Genomic DNA, 25,980 nt, shown 5'->3' with positions numbered 1-25,980 from the left:
AACCGTGGATTTCGCACCACGGACCGGACTCCCTCGCGGCCAGGAGCACGCAGATGGAGAGAATGCCGATGTCCTATGTCGATCGGAGTTCCAGTTCCAACCACAAGTTCCTGACCGGCGGCGTCGTTGCGCTGATCCAGGCCGGCGCCGTGCTGGCGCTGATCAACGGGCTTGCCGTCACGATGCTGAAGCCCAATCCCGGGCCGCGGCTGTCGGGCGAGCAGATCAGCCTCACCCCGCCGCCGCCCCCGCCCGAGGTGATGCCAAGCCCCCAGCCCGAGACGCGCCAGGTCCAGGACACCGTGCTCACCGCGCCCACCCCGGACCTGAAGCTTCCGACGACCAGCGATTTCAACGTATCCAGCCAGCCCGAAGGCCCGGTTTCGACCGCGACCGGATCGGCGCCGGGCGACAGCGTCGTCACGCCCAGCCCCACGCCCTCGCCGTTGCAGCGTTTCCAGCCGGTCGGCGCGCTGCCGCGGGGCAACCCCGGCAACTGGGTCTCGACCCAGGACTATCCCTCCGCTGACTTGCGCGCCGAACACCAGGGCCTGGTGCGCTTCCGGCTCGACATCGATGCACGTGGCCGGGTCGGCCAGTGCACGATCGTCACCTCCAGCGGTTATTCGGGTCTCGACGAGGCCACCTGCAAGAACGTGAGCAGGCGCGCCCGGTTCGAGCCCGCCACCGATGCCGACGGCCTGACGGTCGGCGGCACGTACATGGGGACGATCCGTTGGGTCATCCCGCGGGACTGATCTTCTTCCCCCGAGGATCATCCCGCCCGGAGCGGCGCTAATCCGCACCACCGGTGTCGCTCCGGCACATCCAGGACCGCCCCGGCCCATGTCCTTGACAGACGGCCGGGCCCCGGTCCGTGGCCCCGCCCCTGGCGTTCGCCAACGCAGGGGCGGGGATACACGCAAAACCCCGGATACCCCGCTTCGCGCTTCGCAAACCCTGTTCGCCTAGTTCTCGGTGGCAATCGACACGAGGCAGGCAGGCATGATCCCCAGGACCTTCCACTTCATCTGGGTGGGCGACGAGAGCCGCCGCCCCGACAACTGCATCGACACCTGGCGCGCCGCGCACCCGCACTGGCAATTCCGCCTCTGGGGCAATGCCGAACTGGAAACGCGCGGCTGGATCAACGCCCGCCACATGGCCGAGATGCGCCAGCGCGAATGGAACGGCGTGGCCGACATGATGCGCTGGGAAATCCTCCAGGAACACGGCGGCATCGTGTTCGACGCGGACAGCATCTGCACCCGCCCTTTGCCGGACGACATGCTCGACTGCGAGGCCTTCGCCTGCTGGGAAAGCGAGATCGCCCGCCCCGGCCTGATCGCCGCCGGCTACTTCGGCTGCGCGGCGGGCAATGGTTTCGTCAGGCAGATCATCGACGATATCGCCGCCAGCCCCTCGGTGGTGGGCGAGATGGCGTGGAAGACGGTCGGCCCGCAGCGCCTGACCGACTGCTACCGCAAGTTCGCCTATACCCCCTTGCGCATCTACCCCAGCCACTACTTCATCCCGCGCCACTTCACCGGCGTGACGTACGAGGGCAGCGATCCGGTCTACGCGCACCAGCTCTGGGGCTCGACCAGCCAGTCCTACGACCGGATTCACAAGGTGGACGTCAGCACGGTGACCACGCCTCCCGCAGCCCCGCCGCCTGAGCCTGCGGCCGAACCGGTGGCCGATCCAGCCGCCGAAACCACCTCCCCGCTCGAACAGATCCACGCGCCCTATTTTCTCCAGCGCGTGCCGGTCAGCAGCGAACTGGCGGGCCTGCCGCGCATGGACGTGTTCGCCAGCCTGCTCGCCGGGCAGCGGGTGCTGCATGTCGGCTGCGCGGACTGGCCGATCACCGATCCGCGCACCTCGCTCCATGTCCGGCTGGAGGAACACTGCGCCCATCTCGACGGCGTCGATCCCCACGGCGAGGCGCTGGAGCAACTGCGCCCTTACGTGACAGGCGAACTCTACACCGATCTGGCACAGGCGAGCGGTCGCTACGACGTGGTGCTGGTGCCCGAAGTGATGGAGCATGTGCCCGACGTCGCCGGGTTCCTCGCCCAGATCGAGGCGGTGGATGCGGGCCTGTTCCTCATCACCGTGCCCGACGCCTTCCAATGCCGCGCCCGCCACTTCGACTACCGCGCCGAGACGGAGACGTTCCTCGAAGGCGTCCACCCCGATCACAACGTCTGGTACACGCCCTACACGTTCGCCAATACCTTGCGGAAGTACAGCAGTCTGGAACTACAACGGATGTGGTTCTTCAACCGGATTTCGCTGCTGGCGCTGCTGAGCAAGCCGGCATTGGCGCAGGCGGCTTAGGGGCTTCGGAAGACGCCGCCAGGCTGTTGGAGCGGCGTCATTGCGCCCTAGTCGGTCGTTCGTGGGCGGATTTGACGTGCCGAGCAGCGGTCCGTCCGGTTTCTTGCCGATTATGTTTGCCGATGGGACCGCTGACAAGATCTTCAAGGGCTGCATCGCCTGAGGAACTGAAAGATCGATCCTGACGTCATAGACAAATTGTAGTTACAAAAAGCGATTGACTGGAAATCAAATCGTAACTACAAAAAACCATGACAATCGTGTGGGATGAACCAAAACGGCAAGCGAACCTCGTCAAGCACGGGATCGACTTCGCCGATGTAGGCGAAGGGTTCTTCCTCTCCGCCCTGGTCATCCCCGCGAAGGACGGACGCTTTGCCGCCATCGGTGAGATGAACGGCACGATCACGGTGATTTTCGCTGTGCTGGGCACCGAAGGCGTCTCTATCATCTCTGCTCGCCCGGCCAGCATTACGGAACGGAGGCTCCTGCCATGACCGACCCGAAACACGCCGCCCCCGGATACACCAAAGCCGATATGGATGTGGTCAGCGATAACCCCGAATGGACGGTTGAGGACTTCGCCAGGGCAAAGCCTTTCGCTGAGGCCTTCCCGGACCTAGCAAAGACGATGCGCGCACGCGGCCCGCAGAAAGCTCCGAAAAAGGTCAGCACCACGCTGCGCCTTTCGCCTGAGGTGATCGAGCATTTCAAATCCGGCGGCCCTGGCTGGCAGTCACGGATCGATGCCGCTCTCAGGGATTGGGTGGCAGCACACTGAGGCCGATTGGCGCCCTTTTGCGCCCTTCAGCGGTCGCTCTGTCGATGCCGAACGCCGAAGTTCAACTTTGGAATCAGGCAAGCACCGAAGGCGAAATCTATGTGCGATTAGTTGCAATCAGATAGTGGCGACGCACCTTGTCCTTCAGGGACTTCGTGTACATGCCATCAGCTTGATAAGCGCGCTACTACGGCATCGGCGAAAGGCCGCGCAGTTGCGGGATCATCACCATTAAATCCCATTACGATCTGGTCGGCAGGGAGCCCGAGATTTCCAGCCCCAAAACTGAAATCGCTCCCCCGATTTGCACCAATATTCACAGCGCGCTCGTTCACCGGCACAGTCTTGATGTCAGATGCCATCGACCGCAACGCATTACCAGTTTGACCGCTGCGGTTTGTGAATTCCATCCGATATTCCTGTGCAATTTCATCCATGAAGCTAGGCTCAGGACCCATTGATTGGCAGAGGGCGATGTGATTCAGGCTCCGCGAGGAGACTGAGCATGAGCGACCTGTATTGGCTGACGGAGGAGCAGATGGCGCGTCTGTCGCCTTATTTCCCCAAGAGCCATGGCAAACCCCGGGTTGATGACCGGCGGGTGCTGAGCGGGATCATCTTCGTCAACCGCAACGGCCTGCGCTGGCGAGATGCGCCCAGGGAATATGGTCCGCACAAGACATTGTATAACCGCTGGAAACGGTGGGGCGCGATGGGAGTGTTCACCCGAATGATGGAGGGCCTGTCTGCCAAGAAGGCTGAGCCTCAGACCGTCATGATCGATGCAACCTATCTGAAGGCTCACCGCACGGCTTCCAGCCTTGGGGTAAAAAAGGGGATCTCGGCCGTCTGATCGGACGGACCAAGGGCGGGATGAATACCAAGCTTCACGCCGTCACGGATGCCAACGGCCGCCCCTTGAGCTTCTTCATCACGGCCGGCCAGGTGAGCGATTACACCGGCGCGGCAGCCCTGCTCGATGATCTGCCCAAGGCGCAGTGGATGCTGGCTGACCGGGGCTATGACGCCGAGTGGTTCAGGGACGCGCTCGAGCGAAAGGGCATCAAGCCTTGCATTCCTGGCCGAAAATCTCGTTATTTTCCCGTCAAATACGACAAGCGCCGGTACAAACGGCGCAACCGCATCGAGATCATGTTTGGTCGCCTGAAAGACTGGCGTCGCGTGGCAACCCGCTACGACCGCTGCCCAACCGTCTTCTTCTCCGCCCTTGCTCTCGCGGCCACCGTACTCTTCTGGCTGTGATCAACGAGTCCTGAGCCTAGTGAATGCAGGAATTTCGCTAGGGCTTGAGAGGCAAAACTGCACCATACGAAATGGGTGCTTTCCTTTGGCGCACCCTCCGACGCTTATCGTCATCAGAGCCAGAGCCGCTGCGCGATAACAAATCCCCAAACTCACTTCGGACAGCTCCTAATACCAACTTTGGGTAGCAATCCACCGGATGATGCGTGCCTGCAAGGGGCGCGATGGCGGTCCTCTGACTAAATTCTCCGCAACCGGCCCACCCTGTCGGTCGAATGCCATTACCTACCGCCACCGCCACCGCCACCGCCACCGCCATGGGCGTGGAACGGTTAGGCAGCGCGCAAGGTCGACGCTCCGAGGGTCCGGGGGATCATCCCCCGGGAATTGTCTCTTTTCTTCTGAAACCTTTTTCTTCTGAACCCTTCCGCCGGACTCACAGCGCTCCCGGCGTGCGCCGGGATGGTGCTACTTCATGCGGCCACTTCGCGGTTAGCATCGTAGCCGAGGTCGATGTCCTTCACATCGTAGGCGAACCAGGCGCCCTGGCCGTGGTCGTAGACCTGCACCACGCGGCCCGCCACTTGTGCGGTGAAGGCGGTGGAGGAGCCGCGGTCGTAGCCTTGCGCCTTGCCTCCCTCGATTTCGAACGAGAGGTAGGTCTTGTCGCCGCCGTCGAAGAGTTCGGGCAGGGTGCCGCCGAACATCGTCTCGCGCTCGCCGTCGAAGCCCTGAAGCTGGTTGTCCCGGCTTTCGGCGGCGATCCTGAGGTCGCGTCCCGCCGAGTGGTCGAACACGCCGGCGACCTTGCGGCGGGCGACGAAAGCGTAAGTGGCGGCGGCGATCAGGGCGCGGGTGTGAGCTAGCATGGACTGCTTGTGGCATCCCGGGCAGCGGGAAGGCAAGCGGGCTATGCCACCTCGAAGTGATCGGAGAGCTGGCCGTCCAGACGGCGGCGATGCATCTCGGCGAAAGCGGCTTCGAGGCGGCGGGTGTAGTCGATGGTGCGGAACAGCGGCGCAGCGGTGCGGCTCTGCGCCAGCCGCGTGCGCAAGTCCGCAAGGCGCTGCGGATCGCGGGCCAGCGCAAGGGCGGTCTGCTCGTAGGCTGCGGCATCGCTTACCGCCATTTCGGGCAGGCCGACCGCGTGGACAAGGCTGGTCGCCACCCGCGCGGCGAACTGGCGGCCGGTCAGCGTCAGGACCGGCAGGCCCGCCCAGAGCGCGTCGGACGCGGTGGTATGGGCGTTGACGTTGAAGGTATCGAGGAAGAGGTCGGCATGGGCGAGGCGACCGAGGTGTTCGCCATGGGCAATACCCTTGGTGAAGACCAGCCGCGCCGGGTCGATGCCGTGGGCCTCGGCGTGGCGGCGCAAGTTCGCCTCGGCCCATGCGTTGGAGCGCAGCAGCCAGAGCACGCTGCCGGGGACCTGCTCCAGCAGCCGCATCCAGATGGCGAACTCGGCCGGGCTGATCTTGTAGGTGTGGTTGAAGCAGCAGAAGACGAAGCCGTCCTCCGGCAGCCCCCAGTCCGTGCGGGAGCGGGTGTCCGGGATGATGGCGCGGCGCTCGTCGTTGGCCTGGTAGCAACCCGCGAGGCGCACGATCTTCTCGCTGAACCCGGCCTCGCCGCCGGGAGGCAGCGCCACCGCGTCGGCCACGAAGTAGTCGATGCAGGGGTGGCCGATGGTGCCGGGGTAGCCCATGTGGCTGACCTGCACGGGGGCAAGGCGCAGGCCGAACATCGCGCTGCGGGTGCCGCGGGTGTAGCCCTTGAGGTCGACAGCAATGTCCAGCCCGTCGCCGCGGGCGAGCTCACGCACTTGCAGGTCGGTGAGATGGCCGATCTCGGTGAAGGCGCCGGCATGGCGGCGCAGTTCGATGCGCGAGGCATCGCTCTCGGCGCGGGGGCCGTAGCTGTAGAGGCGGATGTCGAAGCGGCTGCGGTCATGTTCGCGGAACAGGCCGCTCATCAGATACATCGTCGCGTGGTCGTGGAAGTCGGCGGAAAAGTAGCCGAGGCGGATGCGGCCATCTGCTGACGGGGCGGGATCGGGCAGGGTTTCGGGGGCGGCGCCGAACTTCACCGCGGCACAGGCGCGCGAGCGGCGGTACTGGTGCTGCGGATCGTCAACGAAGGGCAGCGCCGCGAATGGCTGGACGGCGGCGGCGGCGGGGCCGTCAGTGAGGGCGAACTGGTCGCGGTGGCTCCAGTCGCAGACATGGGCTTCCTCGAACAGCGCCTGAAGCAGGGCGGAACGGTCCGCCGGATCCATCTCATAGGCATGCCGGAAGGCGGCGATCGCCTCGGGCAGCGAACCTTTCAGCACCAGTGCCTTGCCCCGGTTGACGAGGGCCTGGCTATTGGCGGGATCGGCGGCGATCGCACGGTCATAAGCCTCGAGCGCCTCGTCGATCCGGTCGAGCAGCAGCAGTTCGCCGCCCATGTTGTTGTAGGCGTTCGAATGATCGGGCTTGAGGGTCACCGCCTTGCGGTAGGAATCGACCGCCGCCGCCCGCGCCCCCCGCTTCGCCCGCAAGTTGCCGAGGTTGTAATGCGCCTCGACATAGCCGGGATCGATGCGGACGGTTTCGGCAAACTCCACTTCGGCTTCGCGGGAGCGTCCGGCAAGGTCCAGAAGGTTGCCGAGGTTGTAGCGCGCATCGGCATAGCGGGGGTGGCGCGCGATCACCTCTCTGTAGGTGTTCTCGGCCTCCAGGGTGCGGTTCTGTCGCCTCAGGGTGATCGCCAGATTGTTGTAGCAGGCCGCCGCATCCGGGTCCGCGGCGATGGCCCGGCGGAAGGCCGCTTCCGCCGCAGGCAAGACCCCCAGCGACAGCAGCGCCGCGCCCTGCAGGTTGTGGACAGTGAAACTGCGCGGAAATTCCTCGGAAAGCCGGGCGCCGTGGCGCGCCGCATCGTCCATCGCCCCGGTCCGGTAGGCGGCGATCATCGCATCGAGGCGCTGGCGCGGCGGATCGGCGTCGACCGCCTCCAGTGCCGCCAGCGCCACGCGCGCGCGCGAATTGCGCGGGAAGCGGTAAAGCGCCTCGCGGTAAAGCGCCCGCGCCGCCTCCGTCTCGCCGCGCCGGGCCGCGCCCTTGGCCTTGATCATCAGTGCTTCCAGCCCGCTCACGCCCGCCTCCCTGCCACTCGGTTCGCAGGGGTAGAGCTAGGCAGACAGGGTTCACGGGCCGTGAGAACGCTTCTCCGCAAAACCCCCAGTGATCAGAAAAAACCTCGCGCATCGCCCGCCCCCGTGTAACGTCGCGGGGTTCTGCCGCGAACTCCCGTGGACATGTTGATGCGCACCGGCGAAACCGAACTCAGGGACTGGATGATCCGCGCCCTCGATGGCGACGGCAAGGCCTATGCCCGCCTGCTCGATGCGCTGGTGCCGCGTCTGCGCGCCTTCTTCCGCCGCCGCATGGCCGGGCGCGACGACGATATCGAGGATCTCTTGCAGGAAACGCTGATCGCCTTGCACACCCGCCGCATGACCTACGACCGAACGCGCAGTTTCACCGGCTGGCTCTACGCGATCGCCCGCTACAAGATGATCGACCATTTCCGCCGCCAGGGCCGCACCGTGCCGATCGAGGGGCTGGAGGAGAGCCTGTCGATCGCCAGCTTCGAGGACGAAGTGGGCGCCGGCCTCGACACCGAGGCACTGCTGGCGACGATCCCCGACAAGCAGGCCCGCGCCATCCGCGCGACACGGATCGACGGCCTCTCCACCGCCGAGGCGGCCGAGCGCGAGGGCATGGGCGAATCCGACGTCAAAGTCTCCACCCATCGCGGCCTCAAGGCGCTGGCCGCGCGGGTGCGGGAGGCGATCCGATGAACGGCCCCGCCAGCACCGAAAAGACCACCTGCGAATGCCTTGTCGCCTCGCTGAGCGCGGACTTGTGCGCGGTGCCGCGCCATGCCGCCGCGCGGCGCATCCTGACCGGGCTCGGCCTCGGCCTGCTGGCGACCGGGGCGGCGCTCGGGCTCGGGCTCGGCATCCGGCACGACCTGATGGCGGCGATGCACGGCGGCGGTTTCTGGATGAAGGCAGCCTATGCCGCCACGCTCGGCGCGCTCGGGCTGGTCGCCACCCTGCGCCTGGCACGGCCCGATTGCGGGCCGCAGCGCAAGCTCTGGCTGCTGCTCCTGCCCCTTGCGCTGCTCTCGGTCATGGCCACGGTGGAACTGCTGCACACGCCCCGCGCGCAGTGGCTCGACATGTGGCTCGGCCATAGCTGGAAAGCCTGCGCAGGCGTGGTGCTGTTGCTATCGCTGCCGATCCTGACCGGGCTGCTCTGGGCCCTGAAGCGCCTCGCCCCCACCCGCCTCGCGCTGGCAGGGGCAACCGCCGGTCTTGCCGCCGGGGCCTGGGCCGCCTGCCTCTATTGCCTGCATTGCCCGGAAACCTCGGCGGTCTTCGTGCTGACCTGGTATTCGCTGGGTATCGCGCTCGCCACCGGCCTTGGCGCGCTGCTCGGCGCCCGCCTGTTGCGCTGGTAGGCGGCGAGCAGGAAGGTCTACTGCACCTTCCTGCTCGCCGGGGCGATCATTGGCCTGCGCGGGTTATGCTCCAGCCTGTGCCCGAAGTTCGGCGCAGACGAGGTAATCGCCCGGTTCCGCGCCGAACGGCAGCACATACTGCACCGCGACGGGCTGTTTCGCAGCGATCAAACTTACAACACACCTGTTTGAATTTTACAGGGCCAGGCATAGACCCGGGCGATCACCGAGAGAGGATTCGTGCCGTGACCGAAACTGCCTCCCGCTTCCAGCGCATTGCCGACGCGGATCTCGCCTGGCTGGGCAGCGCCCCCGTGCCGGCCAGGGCCTACTACGATCCCGCCTATTTCGAATGTGAACGCGAGGCCGTGTTCCTGCGCAGTTGGATCCACGTCGGCCACGTCTGCGAACTGCCCGAACCCGGCAGCTTCCTGCGCTGCGATCTCGAATTCGCCCGCGCCTCGCTGCTGATCGTGCGGGGCCGTGACGGCAGGATCCGGGCCTTCCACAATGTCTGCACCCACCGGGGGACACGGCTGGTCGAAGAGGCTTCGGGATGCCGCAGCCGGTTCAGTTGCCCCTATCACCGGTGGACGTTCGGCACCGACGGCGCGCTGATCTCCGCGCCCGATTTCGAGGCGTTCCATCTCGACAAGCAGGACTGCGCGCTGCCGCAAGTGCGCTTGCAGGAATGCGGCGGGCTGCTGTTCGTCAACTTCGATCCCGATGCGGCGCCCTTGCGCGAATGGCTGGGCAGCTATGCCGAGCGGCTTGAACAAATGCCGGTAGCGCGGGCAACGACCTTCAGCCAGTACTCCTACGAGATCGCCGCCAACTGGAAGCTGACGTACGACAACTTCCAGGAAAACTACCACTTGCGCTTCATCCACCCGCGTTCGGGAGGAGCGGGGATCGGCGGCGACAATCCGTTCGGCTACCCCGCGCAGATGGACTTCGAGGGGCCGCACCGCACCCAGCGCATCTGGTCGAACCCCGAGCCTGCCTTGCTGCCCTTCCAGCGCGCCGCCGCCCTGCGCGGCATTCCCGCACTCGCCGAGCAGGGCCTGCTGGGCCGGCCCCATGACCGCGACTATCTGGCCTTCTTCCCCAACCTCTTCCTGATCGGCACCCCCACCCAGCCCTTCTCGCATACCGTCTACCCGATCTCGGCAGACCGGTCGCGCGGGGTAGTACGGGTCTACTGGGTGGGCGAGGACCGCAACGCCAGCCACCGGTTCGCACGCGAGTATTCGCTCGCCCAGATCCGCGACATCCACTGCGAGGACATCGCCATGATCGAGCGCGGCCAGAGCGGCCTTTCCAGCGGCGCCATCCGCCACATCCACTTCCAGGGCATGGAAGCGCTGTGCCGCCACCTGTTCAACGAAGTCGACGCGCGGGTGCAGGCCCACGCGCAGCAAACAGGCGCCGTCCTGTGACCGCCGCGAGATCGCTCCCCGCAGGCTTCGCGTCGCTCGAACCTTTCGCGGACCACTGGGCCATTGCCGGAACCGCCGCCCGCGCCGCCCGGCGCAGCGCCTCGAGCGCCGAGGAGCGCGAGGCCTTCTTCGCGGCGGCCGCGCCCCTGCTGGACGCCGCGCTGGATTACCTCGACACGCGTTCGCTGGGCACCTTCACTCCGGCCGAGCAACGGTTGATGGACCTCATGCTCATGCTCGCCCACGTTGCGCTTGCCGTCGAGATCCAAGGGCCGGACGAAGCCGCCAGTGCCCCTTGGCGCGAGCGCATGCGGATCGACCGCTCGGCCGCCGACCAGGAAGCACCGCAATGTTCGAACTGATCGGAAAGACCGTCCTCATCACCGGTGGCGGCGGCGGCATCGGCGGCGGCATCGGCGGCGGCATGGCATCGGCCTTTGCCGAGCGCGGCGCCCGCATCGTGCTGGCCGACATCAACCTCGCCTTCGCGCAGGAGGAAGCCGCCAGGCTGCCGTACGAGACCGAAACGCTGCTGCTCGAACTCGACGTGCGCTCGCCGGAAAGCTGGGAGAATGCGCGCCGCGCCGCCGAGACGCGCTTCGGCGCCATCGACGTGCTGTGCAACAACGCCGGCATCTCCACCGGCTTCAAGCCCCTGCTGGAGATCACCCCCGATGCCTTCGAGCGCGTCATGGCGATCAACGTCACCGGCGTCTACAACGGCATCCGCACCTTCGCGCCGCAAATGATCGCACGGCAATCGGGCCACATCGTCAACACCTCATCGATGAACGGACTGAGCCCGTTCGCCAGCTTTGCCGCCTATTCGGCCAGCAAGTTCGCGGTTCTTGGCCTGTCCGACGCCCTGCGCGAGGAACTCGCCCCGGCGGGCGTGGGTGTCTCCACGCTGTTCCCCGGCCTTACCCGCAGCCGCATGTCGCAAGGCGATGCCGCCCTGCAGGACCCGGAGCGATATGCCGCGATCCAGGCCAACATGATGGATCCGCTCTGGCTTGGCCGCGCTGTCGTGCGAGCGGTGGAGGACAATAGCGCCTACATCGTCACCCACCCGGAATACCGCGACAGCCTGGCCAGCCGCCATGCGCGGATCCTCGCCGCGTTTGGCGAGTCGGCGCAGCCCGGATATCGCACCGGAGCTTCGGCCACCGGGACCAGTTCCAGATGATCCGGTAAACGACCGTTTGGAAATTCGCGAAAAGCGAATTTCGCGCCGCCAGCCACTCCTCCATCCGGCCGTCCATCGGCGGCGGCCCGGCCATGCGTGACAGGGATCACGCACGGAAACATGTGCGATCGGATAGACCGGCGATTATTTCGAAACCCCATCCAAAGATCATAATAGTGTCATATTTTGCGATATTTCGCGATAAGCGGAAAGTAATGTCGAAAGGATTTACCCAATCCAATCCCGCCGCCATTTGGCGGGACCTTCCCTGCGAATACGCAGGCCACAGCATTCGCATGTCCCCTGGAAATGCGAACCATCCCAGACCGCCTTGCGACGATCGGGCACATGACGATTGAATTTGCACCTAAGTGTTTGAGGTAAAAGGTCCATAGTATTCACCTATCAGGTGGTTACCTGTTCCGGCCGCTTATTGCTGCATTGCACCCTAAACGCTTATAAAATCCCGTCTAATCCAGGAATAGCAGGCGAAATCGATTCGCCGCAATGCAAAAATTCTGGACAAAGACGAATGCGAGAGTTATTTTCAAATTAAATTAAGAATAACAGTCAATCGATTACTCGCGGTCGCGCAAAAGCAGGTTAACTAACAAGTGAACCTGCCATCTCGAAATAACGACGAGCGCGCAAGCATTCGCCGTTTCGATAGGCCGGCGGATGAGCCCCCCTAACGCAAATGCGCCGGCCTATCGTTCCGAATCATGGAGATTGGATATGCCGCAAACCATTCAGGATCTTACGGAAAGCCGGCAAAGGGCCATGCACCGCCTTCATTTGCTGGAAAGCGGGGAAATGAGCGTCCGCTGCCTCAGGACCGCCCTGCTCGACAACAGCACCGCTATTGCCGCCGCCCGAAACCAGATCGCCAGCCTGGACGCAGCGCTGGCCCAGCGCGCACGCTAGGCGGCGTGGACACATTCCACATTGCCACGACCGTAGATAAAACCCGTCAATTCAAGGAGGCGAGGCACAGGAGTATGTCGAGACTTCCAGCCGAGCCGACGCCGAAGGGACCGCTTTTACCTCCGCCCCCTTCGGCGTAGCCCTCATTCGCACCCCGGCTGCACGCGCGAGAGGCTTGAAAGAGGTTCCCTCTTCCTGCCCCCTCGCGCCGCATCGGGGCGCAAATGAAGGCGCTGATCAAGGCGTCAGCGTCACCATGACAACGCCGTGCGGCTCAACCGTCGCCGCGTAGCTGCCTTTCATCGCGCCGAGATCGCGGTGCGCCCACAGGTCGCGCAGCTTGAGCGACTGGCTCGCCGGATAGTCCAACTGCGCCCAGTTCACCGTCAGCCTCACCGGCGTCTCGCCCCGGTTGAACAACAGAGCGGCACGCTTGCCGTCCGCAAGGGTGCGGACCCAGACTTCACCGCTTCCGTCCTTGGCCACGCGGCGCCCCTGACGGCCCAGCTTGTCCTGGTCTACCGCGATCACGTCCTTGTTGAGCAGGATCGCCCTGGTATCGGCGCTCATGTTCGCCACGTCGTTACCGGCGATCAGCGGCGAGGCCATCATCGCCCAGAGCGAGAAGTGGCTGCGGTATTCGGTGGTGGTCATGCCGCCGTTGCCGACTTCCAGCATGTCCGGGTCGTTCCAGTGGCCCGGCGCGGAATAAGGCCAGAGCGGCTCGTTGAGATCGACGATATCGAGCATGCCCAGCGCATAACCGTGCTTGCCCGACCACTTGTCGGTGATGTCCGCGGTGGTGCGCCAGATGTTGCCGATCTTCGAGGCCCAGAGCCAGGGCTTGTTGGTGCCCCATTCACAAAGCGAGAGCAGCACGTCGCGCCCCGTGGAGCGCAGCGCGTCGGACATCAGCGCATAGGCTTCTTCCGCATTGCGGCTGCCGGTGCTGCACCAGTCGTACTTGAGGTAATCGACGCCCCACGAGGCATACGTGATCGCATCCTGGTACTCGTGCCCCTGGCTACCGGGACGGCCGCCGCACGTCTTGGCGCCGGCGTCCGAATAGATGCCGAACTTGAGGCCCTTCGAGTGGACGTAATCCGCCAGTGCCTTGATGCCCGAAGGGAAAGCCTTGGCATTGGCGGTGATGAAGCCCTTGGCATCACGCTCGCCGTGCCAGCAGTCGTCGATCACGAGGTAGGTGTAGCCCGCATCCTTCATGCCGGTGGCGACCAGCGCGTCGGCGGTGTCCCGGATGGTCTTTTCCGAGATGTTGCAGGCGAACTTGTTCCAGCTGTTCCAGCCCATCGGCGGCGTCTGGGCAAGACCGTTTGCCACGCGGGCCGGGTCCTGCGAGGGCGGCAGGCGGTTCTGGTCCACTTCCTCGGCGAGCGCCGGATTGGTGAGGGCCAGAGGGGCAAGGCTCAGGGCGAGCGCGGCGAATTTCGCAAGTCGCGACATGGTGGGCATTCTCTCTTCAGAACTTAGTCAGGACAGATCGCGCCGGTGGGATCGGCGTCGAGCTTGACAGTGGAGATGGCGATCGTCTGGCCTGCATCACCTTGAAGCACGAACGGACGCGAAATCTTCGTCATGTCCGCACCATGCTTGGCGAAGCAGGAGAGCGAGACCTTGACGCTGGCCCACTGGCCCGGCGCGGCGGTGAAGACCTGTGCGCCGTCGAGGACCGTTTCGCCCATGCCCAGCTTGGGCGCCGTCGCCGCCTTGGAATCAATACGGTAGTCGATGCGCAAGGACAGCATCGCATTGCTCTGGCGGCTGAGATCGACCGTCGGCCCTTCGATGCGCACTTCGCCAGGGCCGGTGAAGGTGAGCTGGCGTGCGCCTTCCTGTGTGCCGCCACCATCGACGTTCCTGACCGCAACCGTGCCGCCGGTCGCAAGCTTCCACGGCACCAGCACCTTGCCCGGCAGGTAGTAGACCGAGACGTTGGAAAGCGAGGCATCGAGCCCGGCCACTTCGCTCAGCGGCGGAACCGAAGTCTTGTCCTTGTAGCTCAGGCCGTAGCCATAGGCGAACTGCGGATCGTAGCCCGGCTGGCCGACATTGTTGAGGAACTGGCCCGCGTTCTTCGGCCAGGAATAGCTGAGCTTGCCGCGGAAGTCCTGGTTCGGCGTGCCGTCCTTCCTGGCGACCAGCACGTCGGCAAGGCCCTCGCCCTCGGAGCCCGGCAGGAAGGCGGCGACGAAAGCATCGGACTGGTTGATCTCCGGGTTCACCCAGAGCGCGCGGCCCGAAATGAACACCGAGACGACCGGGATGCCCTGCGCCTTCAGCGCCTTCAACTGTGCCAGCGCCTGCTTGTCGCCCGGCTGGAATTCCAGCGTGGAAATGTCGCCGACCATTTCGGCATAAGGCGTCTCCCCGAAGACGACGACGGCAACGTCGGGCTTCGGCCCCGCCACCTTGCCGTCGGCACTCAGCGTGGCGGTACCGCCCGCCGCCTCGATCGCGGTCTTGAGGCCGCCCCAGATCGAGGTGGCGCCGGGGAAATCGGCATTGGTGTTGCCGGTGCCCTGCCACGACATCGTCCAGCCGCCGGTCTGCATGCCGATATCGTCGGCATGGGTGCCGGTGACGAGCACCTTCTGGCCCGGCCTGATCGGCAGCAGGCCGCCGTTGTTCTTGAGCAGCACCAGCGATTCCGCTGCCGCCTGACGCGCCACCGCGCGGTGTTCCGGCGTGCCGAGTTCGCTGCGGTGCTCATAGGGACGGGCCGGATCGAACAGGCCCAGCTTGAACTTCACGCGCAGGATGCGGCGCACCGCATCGTCCACCCGCGCCATCGGGATCGTGCCGTCCTGCACCTGCTTCAGCGTGTTGTTGAACAGGTCCTTCCAGTCGTTCGGCACCATCGCCATGTCGAGCCCGGCATTGAAGGTCTGCGGGCAGTTGCCGTTGGTGCAGCCGGGGATCTGGCCATGCGCGTTCCAGTCGCCCACGGTGAAGCCCTCGAAACCGAGACGGCCCTTGAGCACATCGGTGAGCAACGTCTTGTTGCCGTGGTTCTTGACCCCGTTCCACGAGGAGAAGCTGGCCATGACCGTCATCGCCCCGGCATCGATACCGCTGACGTAACCGGGCACGTGCAGTTCGATCAGGTCCTTTTCGGGCACTTGCGCGTCGCCCTGGTCGATACCGCCATGGGTGCCGCCATCGGCGAGGAAGTGCTTGATCGAGGCGGCGACATTGCCGTTCTGGATGCGGCTCTTGCCGGGGACCCCCTGAAGCCCGCGCACCATCGCGGCGGAGTATTCGCGGGTGATCTCGGGGCGCTCCGAATAGCCTTCATAGGCGCGGCCCCAGCGGTCGTCCTGCGGCACGGTGACGGTGGGACCGAAGGCCCAGTCGAAGCCGGAGGCGGCGCTTTCGGCGGCCGTCACCTCACCGATCTTCTCCATCAGCGCCGGATCGCGCATCGCGCCAAGACCGATGTTGTGCGGGAAGATCGTGGCGCCGAAGACGTTCGAGTTGCCGTGAACCGAGTCCATGCCGAAGATCACCGGGATCGGCACATGGCCGGGGCGCTTCTCGATCGAGACCTGACGGAAGGCTTCGGCGGTAGCGATCCAGTCGCTGGCCGGCCCCCGGTCGTTGCCTGAAAGCGGCGGATCGTTGCCGCCGCCAAGGATCGAGCCGACCGGATATTCGCGCAGTTCCTCAGGCTTCATCGCGGCGATCGAGGGCTGGATCATCTGCCCGACTTTCTCGCGCACCGACATCTGCGCCATCAGCTTCGTGATCTTCGCCTCGGTCTCGGGATCAACGAGGCCGACGCTATGCGCCCTGGGCCAGAGGTCGGGGTGCGCGGTGGCGGCTTCCGGCAGCGGGGCATCGGCCAGAGCCGAGGCCAGCGGCACGGCGGCGCAAGAAAGGGCGAGAAGGGAAAGCGTCCGTCGCATCGGTGTTCCTAGGCGGGCTGGTGCGCCGAATGCTGCGCAGCGGGCGCTGCACAGGTCTCGGCAATGAATTGTTCGTGGCTGCCCGCAAGCGAGACCGCGCGGGCAATGGCGGCGCGCATCTGCGCAAATGTGCCGCCCAGTTCCTCGGCGGTGAACTGGTCGGCCAGCGGGTCGTAGCGCGCGGGCGTGATCCCGAAGCCGGCAAACATCGACAGCCAGCTCGGCGGCTGGAACGAATCCCACTCGAAGCGCGGCAGCTTGCCCGCCCCCTTGTAGGCGCGGATACGCTGGGCCAGCGTTTCCGGCAGATCGAGCGAACGGCACTCACGCCACATCGTCTCGTCCCGCTGTCCGCCCCAGTAGTGCAGCAAAAGAAAGTCGCGGATGCGCGCATATTCGAGCGCGGTGATGCGGTTGAATTCGTCCGCCAGCGAAGGATCGAAATCGCGGTCCGGGAAATGCGCGAGCAGGCGCTCGATGCCGCTCTGGATGAGGACTATCGATGTCGATTCCAGCGGTTCGAGGAAGCCCGCCGCCAGCCCGAGGGCGACGCAGTTCTTCTCCCACACTTTCGTCCGGTGGCCGGTGCGGAAACGCAGCATATTGGGCTCGGCCAGCGCCTCGCCCTCAAGGCTGGCGATCAGCGTCGCGGTCGCCTCGTCGTCGGAGATGTGGCGGCTCGAATAGACGTAGCCGTTGCCGACCCGGTGCTGCAGCGGAATGCGCCACTGCCAACCCGCCTCGCGCGCGGTGCTGCGGGTATAGGGGGTGAGTTCGTCGCCGTGGGCGCAGGGCATCGCCACCGCCCGGTCGCACGGCAGGAGGTGCGTCCAGTCCTCGTAAGGGACCTCCAGCGTCTGGCCCAGCAAGAGACTGCGGAAGCCCGAACAATCGACAAACAGGTCGGCCTCGAGGCTGCGCCCGTCACTCAGCGCAACCGAGGCGATGCGCCCGCTCTCGCCGTCGCGGCTGGCGGCAGAGATCGTGCCCTGCACGTGGCGCACGCCCAGCGTGTCACGCGCGCGCTCGGCGAGGAAACGGGCAAACAGGCCCGCGTCGAAATGGATCGCCCAGTCGAACACGCCAAGGTCGTTAACCGGCTGCTCGGGCGGCAGCAGCATGAGATTACGCATCGCCGCCTGCGTCGGCAGGCAATATTCGGCCAGCGGCGTCTCGTCGCCCGCCATGCGGCGTTTCAGCCAGTACTGGTGGAACGGCACCGAGAAGGCGTCGACACCGTAGCGGCCGAAGGGATGGAAAAAGCTGGTGCCCGGCGCCCGCCAGTCGCGGAATTCGATGCCCAGCTTCACGGTGCCCTGCGATGCCTGCATGACTTCGGCCTCGGTCACGCCGATGGCCTTGAAGTAGTCACGGATCGCGGGAACGGTCGCCTCGCCCACACCGACGGTGCCGATGTCGGGGCTTTCGACCAGGGTGATTTCGATTGGAAGGCGGCGCAGGCGCGTGGCCAGGAGGTTGGCCGCCATCCAGCCCGCCGTGCCGCCGCCGACGATCAGGATGGAACGGATCGGCTGACTGACTGTATCTGGCGCCATTCTTGCTCTCCCCGAAGACCTGTTAGCGCAAACCTTCGAAAAAAGGGATCCCCCCGCCCGGAGGAGGAGTGGGCGGGGGGAAAGGGGGAGGGTCCGGTTAGAACTTGACGCGCGCACCCACGGTGAAGCGGCGTTCGAACACGTTGTTGTAGGCCTTCTGGTCCTTCCAGGTGAGGTAGTACTTCTCGTACTCGCCGGTAAGGTTCGAACCCTGGCCGTAGATCGTCACGTTCGGCGTGATGTCGTAGCTGACCGAAGCGTCGATGTAGTTGGTCGGCGCCTGGTAGAGTTCGAGGCCGGAAATGCCGCCGAAGTCGGACTGCACGGCACGCTCCGAACGGTAGTTCCACGCGACGCGGGCCTGGAAGTGCGAGTCCTGGTAGAACAGCGCCAGGTTGGTCTGGATCTTCGAGTTGTCCTGGAACGGAATCGTGCTGCCCGACAGGTCCTTCTTGCCGGTATCGGACGGCGAGTAGGTGAAGTTGCTGTCGATACCGAAGTTGCGCAGGAAGTCCGGCATGAACCTGAGATCGAGGAACGAGAGCTTGGCCCCCGCTTCCACGCCCTGCAGCGTGCCGCCCGTACCCTGAACCGGCGTGCTGATCGACACCGTGCGGCCGCGCACGACACCGTCGTTGTCCGGCAGGTCGGTGCGGATGACGTTACCGCTCTGGATGAAGCTGTCGACGCTGATGTGGAAGGCGCCGACGCTCAGCAGGCTGCCGCGGCCGAGGTAATATTCCAGCGAACCCTCGACATTGGTGGCGCGCCAGGGATCGAGCTGCGGGTTGCCGCTCTGGCTGCCGCCGGTCACGCGGAACACCGGGGTGCCCGGAATGCTGGTGTCGATCGCATAGTTCGGGGTCAGGCCGCCGCCCCACTGGTTGAGATCGAGCAGCGTCATCGTGCGCGACATCGCCACGCGCAGCTTGAGGTTCTGCGCAAGGTCGAAGGCGACGTTGAAGGCAGGCAGGATGTCGGTGAAGCTGCGCTTGGTATTGACCGATCCGGCCAGCGTGTTGGCCATGCCGTAAGGCTGCGGATCGCCGGTCACGTACTGGGTGATGTCGAGCTTGGTGTTGATCACCTTGACGCCCGCATTACCCGAGAACGGCAGGCCGAAGAGGTCGCCGTGGAAGTCGGTCTGGACATAGCCCGAGATCTGCTTGACGCCCACCTTGTAGGACGAGCCGGGGTTCATGACCTCGACGTTGCCCGGGTAGAAGCTGTTCTGGAATGCCAGCGCGTTGTCCATCGCCTTGGGGTCGAGCACGTACATGTTCGGCACACCGGCAACGCCGGGGTTGAACAGCTTGACCATGCTGGCCAGCGTCGGATCGGTGGCAAGGCGGGTGAGCCCTGCCGTGTAGTAGCCAGAGGCATCGCCCGCGCTGCACGAGCTGTTGCTCATCGGCACGTCGAAGGCCTTCCACTTCACGAGGCAGCCGTTCGGGTCGCTGGCCTGCCCGGCATAGAGCGGAGCCGCGCGGTCGAACTCGTAATCGCTGACCGAGCGTTCCGAATAGCGGCCACCGAAGCTGATCGTGAGGTCGGGGCTGGCTTCATAGGAGCCATCCGCGCGCAGGACCTTCATGTCGCCGTTCTTGCGGTAGTTGCCTTCCGACGACATCGTCTTGAGCGCATAGTTGCTCATGTCGCCCAGGCTGTCCAGCAACTGCGAGGGCAGCGTGAAGACCGGCTTGTTGCCAGTGAAGTCCACGACGGCGGGCAGCGAGTTCAGGCCCGCGATCGTGTTGACCGTGTAGCCGTTCGCGTTGAACACGCGGTCGCCGGTCGGGTAGTGGCCGACGCCGCCGGGCTGCCACTGCTGGCCGTCCGAGAGGCTGAACTGCAGGTAGCTCTGGTCGTAGTACTGGTGGGCCTTGCCGTAGACGCCGCGCAAGGTCGCCTTGAACGGGCCGCCGTTGTCGAACTTCAGCTCAAGGTTGTAGTTCTGCGACTGCGAGCGATAGCGGTCGGTCTGGGCGTAGGAATCGAAGTTGCCCAGATCGTAGTTGTACACCTGCGTGGTGTTGATGTTGTAGGTGCGTCCATCGCCGCCGACATAGGTCGCGCCGGTATCGCGCGAGGCGCCGGGCACGAATTCCGCCGCCTGCCAGTTGACGTCCTGCATCTGGAAACCGGCGGTGCGGTCATGCTCGGTCTGCTTGGTGAAGAAGGCGTCGCCGGTCAGGGTCAGCGCGTCGTTGATCAGCCACTGCGCCGAGCCGTTGATGCCCAGACGCTGGCGCTGGTTGATCTTGTTCCAGCCGGTGAAGCCCTGGGGCACGATGAAGGCATCGTTTGAATCGCCGTCACCGTTGACGTCGACGCCGCCGGCAACGGCGGTGCCGCGCGGACGGAACGAGGGCGAGAAGCCCCCGTTCGAAGTGGCGTCGGCGGTGCCTTCGTTATGCAGCGCGGCGCCGTAGCCTTCCTGGATGCCGTTGTGCGAGTTCGACAGGCGCACGTCCGAATAGGCGGCCGAGACCATGAAGCCGAACCGGTCGTTATGCCACGAGATCAAGCCGTTGAAGTTCGGGTCGAACTTGTGCTTGGTCTTGTCGCCATAGGCGCCTTCGGCGGCCGCCGCGAGGGTCAGGCCTTCCTTGAGGTCGAACGGGCGGCGGGTGCGCAGATTGACGGTGCCGGTGATGCCCGAATTGAGCAGGCTGCCGGTGGTCGACTTGATGACGTCCGCGCCGGCGAAGAGCTGCGAGGGAATGTCGTTGAAATTGGGCTGGACCGACGTGATCGACTGGGCGCCGAGGTAGGTTTCGCCGTTCATCAGCGTGACCACCTGCGGCAGGCCGCGAATGTTGATGGTCGAACCTTCGCCCGCGCTGCGCAGGATCTGCACGCCCGGGATGCGCTGGAGCGAGTCGGAAATGGTGACGTCGGGCAGCTTGCCGATGTCTTCGGCCGAGATCGAATCGACCACCGAGGTCGCCTCGCGCTTGATCGCGACGGCGCGTTCCTGCGAACCGCGGATACCGGTGATGACGATCTCGTCGCCGCCGGCGGGGGCAACGCTATCGGCAGGGGTTGCCGTAGCGTCCTGCGCCGATGCGCCGCTGGCCATGCCGAACGTGGCGAGCGACGTCGCCGCCAGCAGGACGGCACGATTCATCAAGCTCTTCTGCTTCATTCCCTCAACTCCTCTCCTCGCCCGCGTGTCGCGTGGCGCCTCATTTGTGCATGCGGAGAGGGGTACCGGCTTCTTGCCGTGCGACTGCTCTCTCCCGCCACGAGGGTTCTGCTGCCTCGTGTTGCCCTAGACATCCGCCCAAAGCCCCATGTCCGTCAACTTAAATTTTTTCTTTTTTGTTAGTTTGCGCAGCGGAGTGGATGTAGTCAGGAGCCATGAAAAGAGAGGATCGCACCCGCAAGATGCCCGAGCCCGGCGGAAAACCGCGCGGCGAGGGCTCCCTCCCGGATGAGATGGCCGACGCCGCGACCGTGACATCGTTGCCACAAAACGGAAATCCCGCCGCAGGCAAACTGCCGGCCGGCATGCGGCTGGCGGTCTCGCTGTCGGGAACGAATCTGGCGCGGGCGAGCGATTACAACCAGCGGATCGTGCTTCAGGCGATCCGCCTCTCCGGCGAGACCACCCGCATCGCGCTGGCCCAGCAGACCGGGCTGACCCCGCCGACCATCGCCAACATCACCACCCGGCTCGAGGACATGGGCCTCGTCGCGCAATTGGGCCGCAAGCACGGCGGCCGCGGCCAGCCCGCGCTGCGGCTGGCGATCCATCCCGAAGGCGCCTTCGCGATCGGCCTCAATGTCGACCGCGACCACATCACCCTCGTCACCCTCGATCTGGCCGGTGACGTGCGCAGCCGCGTCACCCGTGAGGTGCGCTTTGCGCTGCCCGAGGACGTGGTCGCCATCATTGCCGAGGAACTCGGCGGATTGCTGGCCGCCGGCGGGGTCGACCCCGGCCGCGTGCTCGGCGTCGGCGTTGCCCGGCCCGACGATCTCGGCGGCATCGCCCTGCCGCACAAGCCCGCCGGTTACGAGCGCTGGAGCGCGGTCGATTTCGCGCAGCTGCTCAAGGACGTGCTGCCCTGGCCGGTCCATGTCGACAACGACGCGGCAGCGGCCGCGCTCGGCGAGGCGCAAGGCGTTGGCGGGCAGGACCGCGCCAGCTTCTTCTACGTACTGATCACCGCCGGGCTTGGCGGCGGCCCGGTGATCGACGGCAGCTACTACCGCGGCGCAAGGCTGCGCAGCGGCGAAATCGGCCTCTTGCCCGACCCGGCAGGCCCCTTCCCGGGGGCCCTGGTACAGGACACGGTATCGCTGTCCGCCATCGAGGAGCGGCTGGAGCAGGCCGGACGCAGCCTGGAAAGGCTCGACGACCTGCTGGCGCTCGACCCGGTCATGGCGACCACTGTCGACCAGTGGATCGCCGATGCCACCCGCGCCCTGACCGCCCCGCTGGTGGCGGTCACCTGCCTGCTCGATCCCGATGCCATCCTCATCGGCGGGCGCCTGCCGGTGCCGCTGATCGAGCGGCTTTCCGCCCGGATCGAGGCCGCGCTGGCGCAAGTGCCGATGCCGGTGCGGGTTCCCGTCCAGCCCGCGCAAATGGCCAGCGATGCCCCCGCGATCGGCGCCGCAATCCTGCCCTTCCTCGATCAACTGCTACCTTCGGACGCGATCCTGATGCAGGCGGGCCGCGCTCCCGCTGTCTAAAAAAAAGAATTTGTCTTAATCAATCTTGCTGCCATGATAGGTCGATCGTGAAATTCGGGCGGAACGCGCCGGGCACAAGGCCGCGCGACCGCGACGGGAGAGACCTATGAAGCGCTTGGCGCAACCTCTGAAGCGCTCTGCGCTGAACCGCTGGGCGGCACTGTGACGCTGCGCATCGGCATCGATTTCGGCGGCACCAAGATCGAGGCGGCCGTGCTCGACGAAGGGGGCGATGTGCTGCACCGCCAGCGCACCGACACCCCGCGCGACTACGATACCGCGCTCGCGACCTTGCGCGAACTCGTCGGTGCGGTCGAAACCCGGCTGGGCCGCAGCGCCCGGATCGGCATCGGCACCCCCGGCTCGCTGGTGCGGGCCACCGGACTGATGCGCAACGCCAACTCGGTCTATCTCAATGGCCGCCCGTTCCTGCGCGATCTCGAGACGGCGCTGGCACGCGAAGTGCGGCTTGCCAACGATGCCAACTGCTTTGCGCTTTCCGAAGCGATCGACGGGGCGGCGGCGGGCCACCATTCGGTGTTTGGCCTGATCGTCGGCACCGGATGCGGCGGCGGCGTGGTGATCGGCCGTACGCTGGTGGACGGCGCCCACGGCCTCGGCGGCGAACTCGGCCACATGCCGCTACCCGATCCCGGCGCCGACGAACTGCCCGCGCCGAAGTGCTGGTGCGGGCTCAGCGGCTGTTTCGAATCGTGGGTCTCGGGCACCGGCTTCCGCCGCGCCTTTGCCGCCGCGACCGGGCGCGAGCTTGATCCCCCCGCCATCGTCGAGGCCGCCGTCAACGGCGATCCCGAGGCGATGGTGGCGCTGGAGCGCTACCGCGACCGGCTGGCGCGCGGGCTCTCGGTGGTCGCCAACCTGCTCGATCCCGATGCCATCGTGCTGGGCGGCGGCATGTCGAACGTCGCGCCGATCTACGAGGGACTTGCCGAAGCGATCCGCCTGCGCACGTTCTCGGGCGCCTGGACCGGCAGCGTTGTGCAGGCACGCTGGGGCGACAGTTCGGGCGTGCGCGGCGCCGCGCTGCTCTGGGATGTCGGCGAGGCCTGATCGATGTCCGGGCCACCGGCCCGGACATCCATTCAGGGAGCCGAGCGCAGCGCGCAAGTCTGCGCCGACAGCCCCTCGACCTCTCGCGGCCCCGTGGCGGTGAATTCAAGGCTTGCAGCCCCGGCGCCGAAACGCGGCCACTGCGGCAGGCCCTTCCCGTTCGGATTGCCGGTGCGGGCAAAGTTCACCCAGTAGGCGGCGAGCGGGGCCAGGGCATCGGCAGCCGCGCCGTCCCCGGCGAGCACGAAGCGGATTTCCGAGCCATGCGTCACCGGCTTACCGTCCGGCCCGTCGATGTCGAACTGGTAGTGCCAGGCCGTCCCGCCGCTGCGCGCATGCCGGGCGGCGACATGGAGCGAAGGGCAGCGGAACGTCAGGTCGTTCGCCAGCCGCAGCGGCAGATCGGCCGCGGGCGCGCTGCCGGGGGTGAGACCGTAAGCGTGCATGGCGGCGGCTGCGTTATCGCCAAAACCCTGCGCGATGGCCCGTTCGGGCGTGCCGTAGAGGCCGAGTTCGAGACGGTTGATGCCGAGAATCAGCGGAATGGCGCGGCCCACACCCTTCGCCAGCGAAGCCTCGGGGGTCTCGGTGAGCACCTTGCCGTCGACCACCGCCTGCAGCCAGATAAAGCTGTCATCGTCGAGGTTCGGCACATCGGCATGCTCGGCGGCCTCGATCAGTGCCTTGGCAGGCAGAGCGCGCAGCTGCGCCGCGGTGGCATGAGCAGGAGCGCCCGCGGCCTTGGCAATCATGTCGCCCAGCGCCTCGTTCTCTGCCAGCGAGCGCGGCGGCAGGCCGAACCCGGCCGTACCGCTCTCCTCGATCGCCTTATGGAACAGGCCCTTGGCGCCGGGCGAGAGCATCTGCAGGCCAACGTCCTGCGCTCCTGCGGATTCGCCGAAGATCGTCACATTGGCCGGATCGCCGCCGAAGCGGGCGATATTGGCCTGCACCCAGCGCAGGCCCGCCTGCTGGTCCATCAGCCCGTAATTGCCGGACTGCTCGCCCAGCGCCGGATGCGACATAAAGCCCAGCGCGGAAAGCCGGTACTGCACGCTGACCAGCACCACCCCGCGCGCCACGATCGGCGAGGCGGCCGGGCCGGGCCCGCCGCCTGCGCGGTTGCCGCCGCCGTGGATCCACACCATGACCGGCAAGGGCTTGGCGGGATGGAGCGTCGGCGTCGCGACGTCGAGGTAGAGGCAGTCTTCCGACTGGTTCGCCGCCGCCTCGCTGTTCCAGCCGTAATCGACCTGCAGGCAGGCGGGCGCGGACTTCACCGCCTGCCGTGTGCCCTGCCAATGCTTTACCTGTTGCGGCGCGCGGAAGCGCAAGTCCCCCAGCGGCGGCGCGGCGAAGGGAATGCCGCGAAACATTGCGCGCCCGTCCGCGCCGCTCTCGCCTTCGACGGCGCCCGCCTCGGTCTGGACGACGGGCGCGGCGGCCGAAGCGGAGGCCAGCGCCAGCGCGGCGAGCGCCAGGCTCATGGCACGCTGGCTGCCGCCAGAGGACGCGGCGCGGGCTTGGCGAGCGCGGCCTTGATCGCCGCTTCCGCCACCTTGTCCATCACCGCGTAGCCCGCCGCCGTGGGATGCACGTGGTCCGAGGTCAGCCCGTCCCGCGCGCCGAGGCCGGAGCCCTTCATCGCCGTCCAGTAATCGGCGTAGACCGAGCCGGTCCTGGCGGCATAGCTCTTCAGCCAGGTGTTGAGCTTGACGATGTGCATGCCCGTCTCCAGCCCGGGACGCCAGGGGAACTGGTCCGCGGGCGGGATAGAGGCCAGGATCACGCGGATGCCGTGCGCCTGCGCCAGTTCCACCATCGAGCGATAATTGCCCTCAATCGCCTCGTCGCTGATCGGGCCGGTATTGCTGGCAATGTCGTTGGTGCCGGCCATGATCTGGACGACATCGGGCTTGAGGTCGATCACGTCCTGCCGGAAGCGCAGCAGCATCTGCGAGGTGGTCTGCCCGCCGATGCCGCGCCCGATCCGCCCCGGCGTGAAGAAGGCACGGTCGAGATCGTACCAGCCCTGGGTGATCGAATCGCCCATCAACACCACGCGCGGGCGCGGCGCCTTGGCGGCGTCCACCGCATTGGCGTCGCGATAGCGCGCGGTCCAGGCCCAGTCGTTGTGGAGCCGGTCCTCCGCCGCCTGCGCCCCGGCATTGGGTGCGGCAGGAGCGGTCGGTGCGGCCTGCGCCATCGCCGAGGCGGGCAGAACGGTGGCAGTCAGGGCAGTGCTAGTCAGGGCAAGGCAGGCAAGAATAGGCTTCAC

General features: G+C 66.0%; 21 protein-coding genes. 12 read left to right on the top strand and 9 right to left on the bottom strand.

The annotated features are described in order from the left end of the window. The first annotated feature begins 53 nt into the window (after window positions 1-53). From CA833_RS08635 to CA833_RS08620, 4 genes are all read left to right on the top strand, one after another. On the top strand, window positions 54-758 hold the full coding sequence (locus tag CA833_RS08635; RefSeq protein WP_242526345.1) for an energy transducer TonB: 705 nt from the start codon (window positions 54-56) through the stop codon (window positions 756-758). 247 nt (window positions 759-1,005) lie between these two features. Beyond that, window positions 1,006-2,343, top strand: coding sequence for a methyltransferase domain-containing protein (locus CA833_RS08630; protein WP_207079812.1), 1,338 nt, complete (start codon window positions 1,006-1,008; stop codon window positions 2,341-2,343). A 251-nt stretch (window positions 2,344-2,594) separates the two neighbouring features. Then, window positions 2,595-2,840: a BrnT family toxin gene (locus CA833_RS08625; RefSeq protein ID WP_142635895.1), complete on the top strand. Its 246-nt coding sequence runs from the start codon at window positions 2,595-2,597 to the stop codon at window positions 2,838-2,840. After that, on the top strand, window positions 2,837-3,124 hold the full coding sequence (locus CA833_RS08620; protein ID WP_142635897.1) for a BrnA antitoxin family protein: 288 nt from the start codon (window positions 2,837-2,839) through the stop codon (window positions 3,122-3,124). Before CA833_RS08625 ends, CA833_RS08620 begins: the two co-directional genes overlap by 4 nt. Before the next feature lie 167 nt (window positions 3,125-3,291). On the opposite strand, the gene CA833_RS08615 is transcribed toward CA833_RS08620, so the two are convergent. Continuing rightward, window positions 3,292-3,561 carry a hypothetical protein gene (locus tag CA833_RS08615; protein WP_207079811.1) on the bottom strand — a complete coding sequence of 90 codons (270 nt, stop codon included), beginning with the start codon at window positions 3,559-3,561 and terminating at the stop codon, window positions 3,292-3,294. A gap of 68 nt (window positions 3,562-3,629) precedes the next feature. Here CA833_RS08615 and CA833_RS08610 point away from each other — a divergent pair. Further along, window positions 3,630-4,387, top strand: a protein-coding gene (locus tag CA833_RS08610) for an IS5 family transposase (RefSeq protein ID WP_207079810.1) whose coding sequence is annotated in 2 segments (ribosomal slippage) — window positions 3,630-3,963 and window positions 3,963-4,387 — 759 coding nt in all. Because the reading frame shifts where the segments join, the coding sequence is not laid out codon by codon here. A gap of 473 nt (window positions 4,388-4,860) precedes the next feature. Here the strand turns inward: CA833_RS08610 and CA833_RS08605 are convergent. Further along, window positions 4,861-5,256 carry a hypothetical protein gene (locus CA833_RS08605; protein ID WP_142635908.1) on the bottom strand — a complete coding sequence of 132 codons (396 nt, stop codon included), beginning with the start codon at window positions 5,254-5,256 and terminating at the stop codon, window positions 4,861-4,863. 41 nt (window positions 5,257-5,297) lie between these two features. Beyond that, on the bottom strand, window positions 5,298-7,523 hold the full coding sequence (locus CA833_RS08600; RefSeq protein ID WP_207079809.1) for a tetratricopeptide repeat protein: 2,226 nt from the start codon (window positions 7,521-7,523) through the stop codon (window positions 5,298-5,300). 168 nt (window positions 7,524-7,691) lie between these two features. Here CA833_RS08600 and CA833_RS08595 point away from each other — a divergent pair, with 168 nt between their 5' ends. From CA833_RS08595 to CA833_RS08575, 5 genes are all read left to right on the top strand, one after another. Beyond that, on the top strand, window positions 7,692-8,231 hold the full coding sequence (locus tag CA833_RS08595) for a sigma-70 family RNA polymerase sigma factor (protein WP_142635912.1): 540 nt from the start codon (window positions 7,692-7,694) through the stop codon (window positions 8,229-8,231). Next, window positions 8,228-8,896, top strand: coding sequence for a DUF1109 domain-containing protein (locus CA833_RS08590; protein ID WP_142635914.1), 669 nt, complete (start codon window positions 8,228-8,230; stop codon window positions 8,894-8,896). The genes CA833_RS08595 and CA833_RS08590 overlap by 4 nt, the downstream gene beginning before the upstream one ends. 245 nt (window positions 8,897-9,141) lie before the next feature. After that, window positions 9,142-10,335, top strand: coding sequence for an aromatic ring-hydroxylating dioxygenase subunit alpha (locus CA833_RS08585; RefSeq protein WP_242526344.1), 1,194 nt, complete (start codon window positions 9,142-9,144; stop codon window positions 10,333-10,335). Further along, window positions 10,332-10,697, top strand: coding sequence for a hypothetical protein (locus CA833_RS08580; RefSeq protein ID WP_207079807.1), 366 nt, complete (start codon window positions 10,332-10,334; stop codon window positions 10,695-10,697). The genes CA833_RS08585 and CA833_RS08580 overlap by 4 nt, the downstream gene beginning before the upstream one ends. Further along, on the top strand, window positions 10,685-11,521 hold the full coding sequence (locus CA833_RS08575; protein ID WP_207079806.1) for an SDR family oxidoreductase: 837 nt from the start codon (window positions 10,685-10,687) through the stop codon (window positions 11,519-11,521). The genes CA833_RS08580 and CA833_RS08575 overlap by 13 nt, the downstream gene beginning before the upstream one ends. A 1,161-nt stretch (window positions 11,522-12,682) precedes the next feature. On the opposite strand, the gene CA833_RS08570 is transcribed toward CA833_RS08575, so the two are convergent. The 4 genes from CA833_RS08570 to CA833_RS08555 all read right to left on the bottom strand — a co-directional run bounded on the left by CA833_RS08570 (window position 12,683) and on the right by CA833_RS08555 (window position 21,075). Then, window positions 12,683-13,909: a glycoside hydrolase family 27 protein gene (locus CA833_RS08570; protein WP_207079805.1), complete on the bottom strand. Its 1,227-nt coding sequence runs from the start codon at window positions 13,907-13,909 to the stop codon at window positions 12,683-12,685. Between the two features lie 23 nt (window positions 13,910-13,932). Beyond that, window positions 13,933-16,371, bottom strand: a complete 2,439-nt coding sequence (locus CA833_RS08565; protein ID WP_207079804.1) for a glycoside hydrolase family 3 protein — start codon at window positions 16,369-16,371, stop codon at window positions 13,933-13,935. An 8-nt stretch (window positions 16,372-16,379) separates the two neighbouring features. After that, complete coding sequence (locus CA833_RS08560; RefSeq protein WP_207079803.1) at window positions 16,380-17,927, bottom strand: tryptophan halogenase family protein; 1,548 nt, start codon at window positions 17,925-17,927, stop codon at window positions 16,380-16,382. Window positions 17,928-18,024: 97 nt separating this feature from the next. Continuing rightward, window positions 18,025-21,075: a TonB-dependent receptor gene (locus CA833_RS08555; RefSeq protein WP_207079802.1), complete on the bottom strand. Its 3,051-nt coding sequence runs from the start codon at window positions 21,073-21,075 to the stop codon at window positions 18,025-18,027. A 215-nt stretch (window positions 21,076-21,290) separates the two neighbouring features. Here CA833_RS08555 and CA833_RS08550 point away from each other — a divergent pair, with 215 nt between their 5' ends. Both CA833_RS08550 and CA833_RS08545 read left to right on the top strand, forming a co-directional pair. Then, complete coding sequence (locus CA833_RS08550) at window positions 21,291-22,631, top strand: ROK family protein (protein WP_370584562.1); 1,341 nt, start codon at window positions 21,291-21,293, stop codon at window positions 22,629-22,631. A gap of 162 nt (window positions 22,632-22,793) precedes the next feature. Then, window positions 22,794-23,702, top strand: coding sequence for an ROK family protein (locus tag CA833_RS08545; RefSeq protein WP_207079801.1), 909 nt, complete (start codon window positions 22,794-22,796; stop codon window positions 23,700-23,702). Between the two features lie 32 nt (window positions 23,703-23,734). Here CA833_RS08545 and CA833_RS08540 read toward each other — a convergent pair whose 3' ends face one another. Further along, complete coding sequence (locus CA833_RS08540; protein ID WP_207079800.1) at window positions 23,735-25,189, bottom strand: carboxylesterase/lipase family protein; 1,455 nt, start codon at window positions 25,187-25,189, stop codon at window positions 23,735-23,737. Then, window positions 25,186-25,980, bottom strand: coding sequence for a GDSL-type esterase/lipase family protein (locus tag CA833_RS08535; RefSeq protein WP_242526343.1), 795 nt, complete (start codon window positions 25,978-25,980; stop codon window positions 25,186-25,188). Before CA833_RS08535 ends, CA833_RS08540 begins: the two co-directional genes overlap by 4 nt.

The sequence above is a fragment of the Novosphingobium sp. KA1 genome, from assembly GCF_017309955.1.
Taxonomy (GTDB): Bacteria; Pseudomonadota; Alphaproteobacteria; order Sphingomonadales; family Sphingomonadaceae; genus Novosphingobium.
This window is presented reverse-complemented; position numbering and strand designations above follow the sequence as displayed.

Excerpts from the sequence above, each read along its gene's own strand:
- CA833_RS08620 (WP_142635897.1), top strand. The coding sequence starts at position 2,837 with ATGACCGACCCGAAACACGCCGCCCCCGGATACACCAAAGCCGATATG.
- CA833_RS08595 (WP_142635912.1), top strand. The coding sequence starts at position 7,692 with ATGCGCACCGGCGAAACCGAACTCAGGGACTGGATGATCCGCGCCCTC.
- CA833_RS08550 (WP_370584562.1), top strand. The coding sequence starts at position 21,291 with ATGAAAAGAGAGGATCGCACCCGCAAGATGCCCGAGCCCGGCGGAAAA.
- CA833_RS08605 (WP_142635908.1), bottom strand. The coding sequence starts at position 5,256 with ATGCTAGCTCACACCCGCGCCCTGATCGCCGCCGCCACTTACGCTTTC.
- CA833_RS08590 (WP_142635914.1), top strand. The coding sequence starts at position 8,228 with ATGAACGGCCCCGCCAGCACCGAAAAGACCACCTGCGAATGCCTTGTC.
- CA833_RS08560 (WP_207079803.1), bottom strand. The coding sequence starts at position 17,927 with ATGGCGCCAGATACAGTCAGTCAGCCGATCCGTTCCATCCTGATCGTC.
- CA833_RS08555 (WP_207079802.1), bottom strand. The coding sequence starts at position 21,075 with ATGAAGCAGAAGAGCTTGATGAATCGTGCCGTCCTGCTGGCGGCGACG.
- CA833_RS08565 (WP_207079804.1), bottom strand. The coding sequence starts at position 16,371 with ATGCGACGGACGCTTTCCCTTCTCGCCCTTTCTTGCGCCGCCGTGCCG.
- CA833_RS08570 (WP_207079805.1), bottom strand. The coding sequence starts at position 13,909 with ATGTCGCGACTTGCGAAATTCGCCGCGCTCGCCCTGAGCCTTGCCCCT.
- CA833_RS08615 (WP_207079811.1), bottom strand. The coding sequence starts at position 3,561 with ATGGATGAAATTGCACAGGAATATCGGATGGAATTCACAAACCGCAGC.
- CA833_RS08575 (WP_207079806.1), top strand. The coding sequence starts at position 10,685 with ATGTTCGAACTGATCGGAAAGACCGTCCTCATCACCGGTGGCGGCGGC.
- CA833_RS08540 (WP_207079800.1), bottom strand. The coding sequence starts at position 25,189 with ATGAGCCTGGCGCTCGCCGCGCTGGCGCTGGCCTCCGCTTCGGCCGCC.
- CA833_RS08635 (WP_242526345.1), top strand. The coding sequence starts at position 54 with ATGGAGAGAATGCCGATGTCCTATGTCGATCGGAGTTCCAGTTCCAAC.
- CA833_RS08630 (WP_207079812.1), top strand. The coding sequence starts at position 1,006 with ATGATCCCCAGGACCTTCCACTTCATCTGGGTGGGCGACGAGAGCCGC.
- CA833_RS08625 (WP_142635895.1), top strand. The coding sequence starts at position 2,595 with ATGACAATCGTGTGGGATGAACCAAAACGGCAAGCGAACCTCGTCAAG.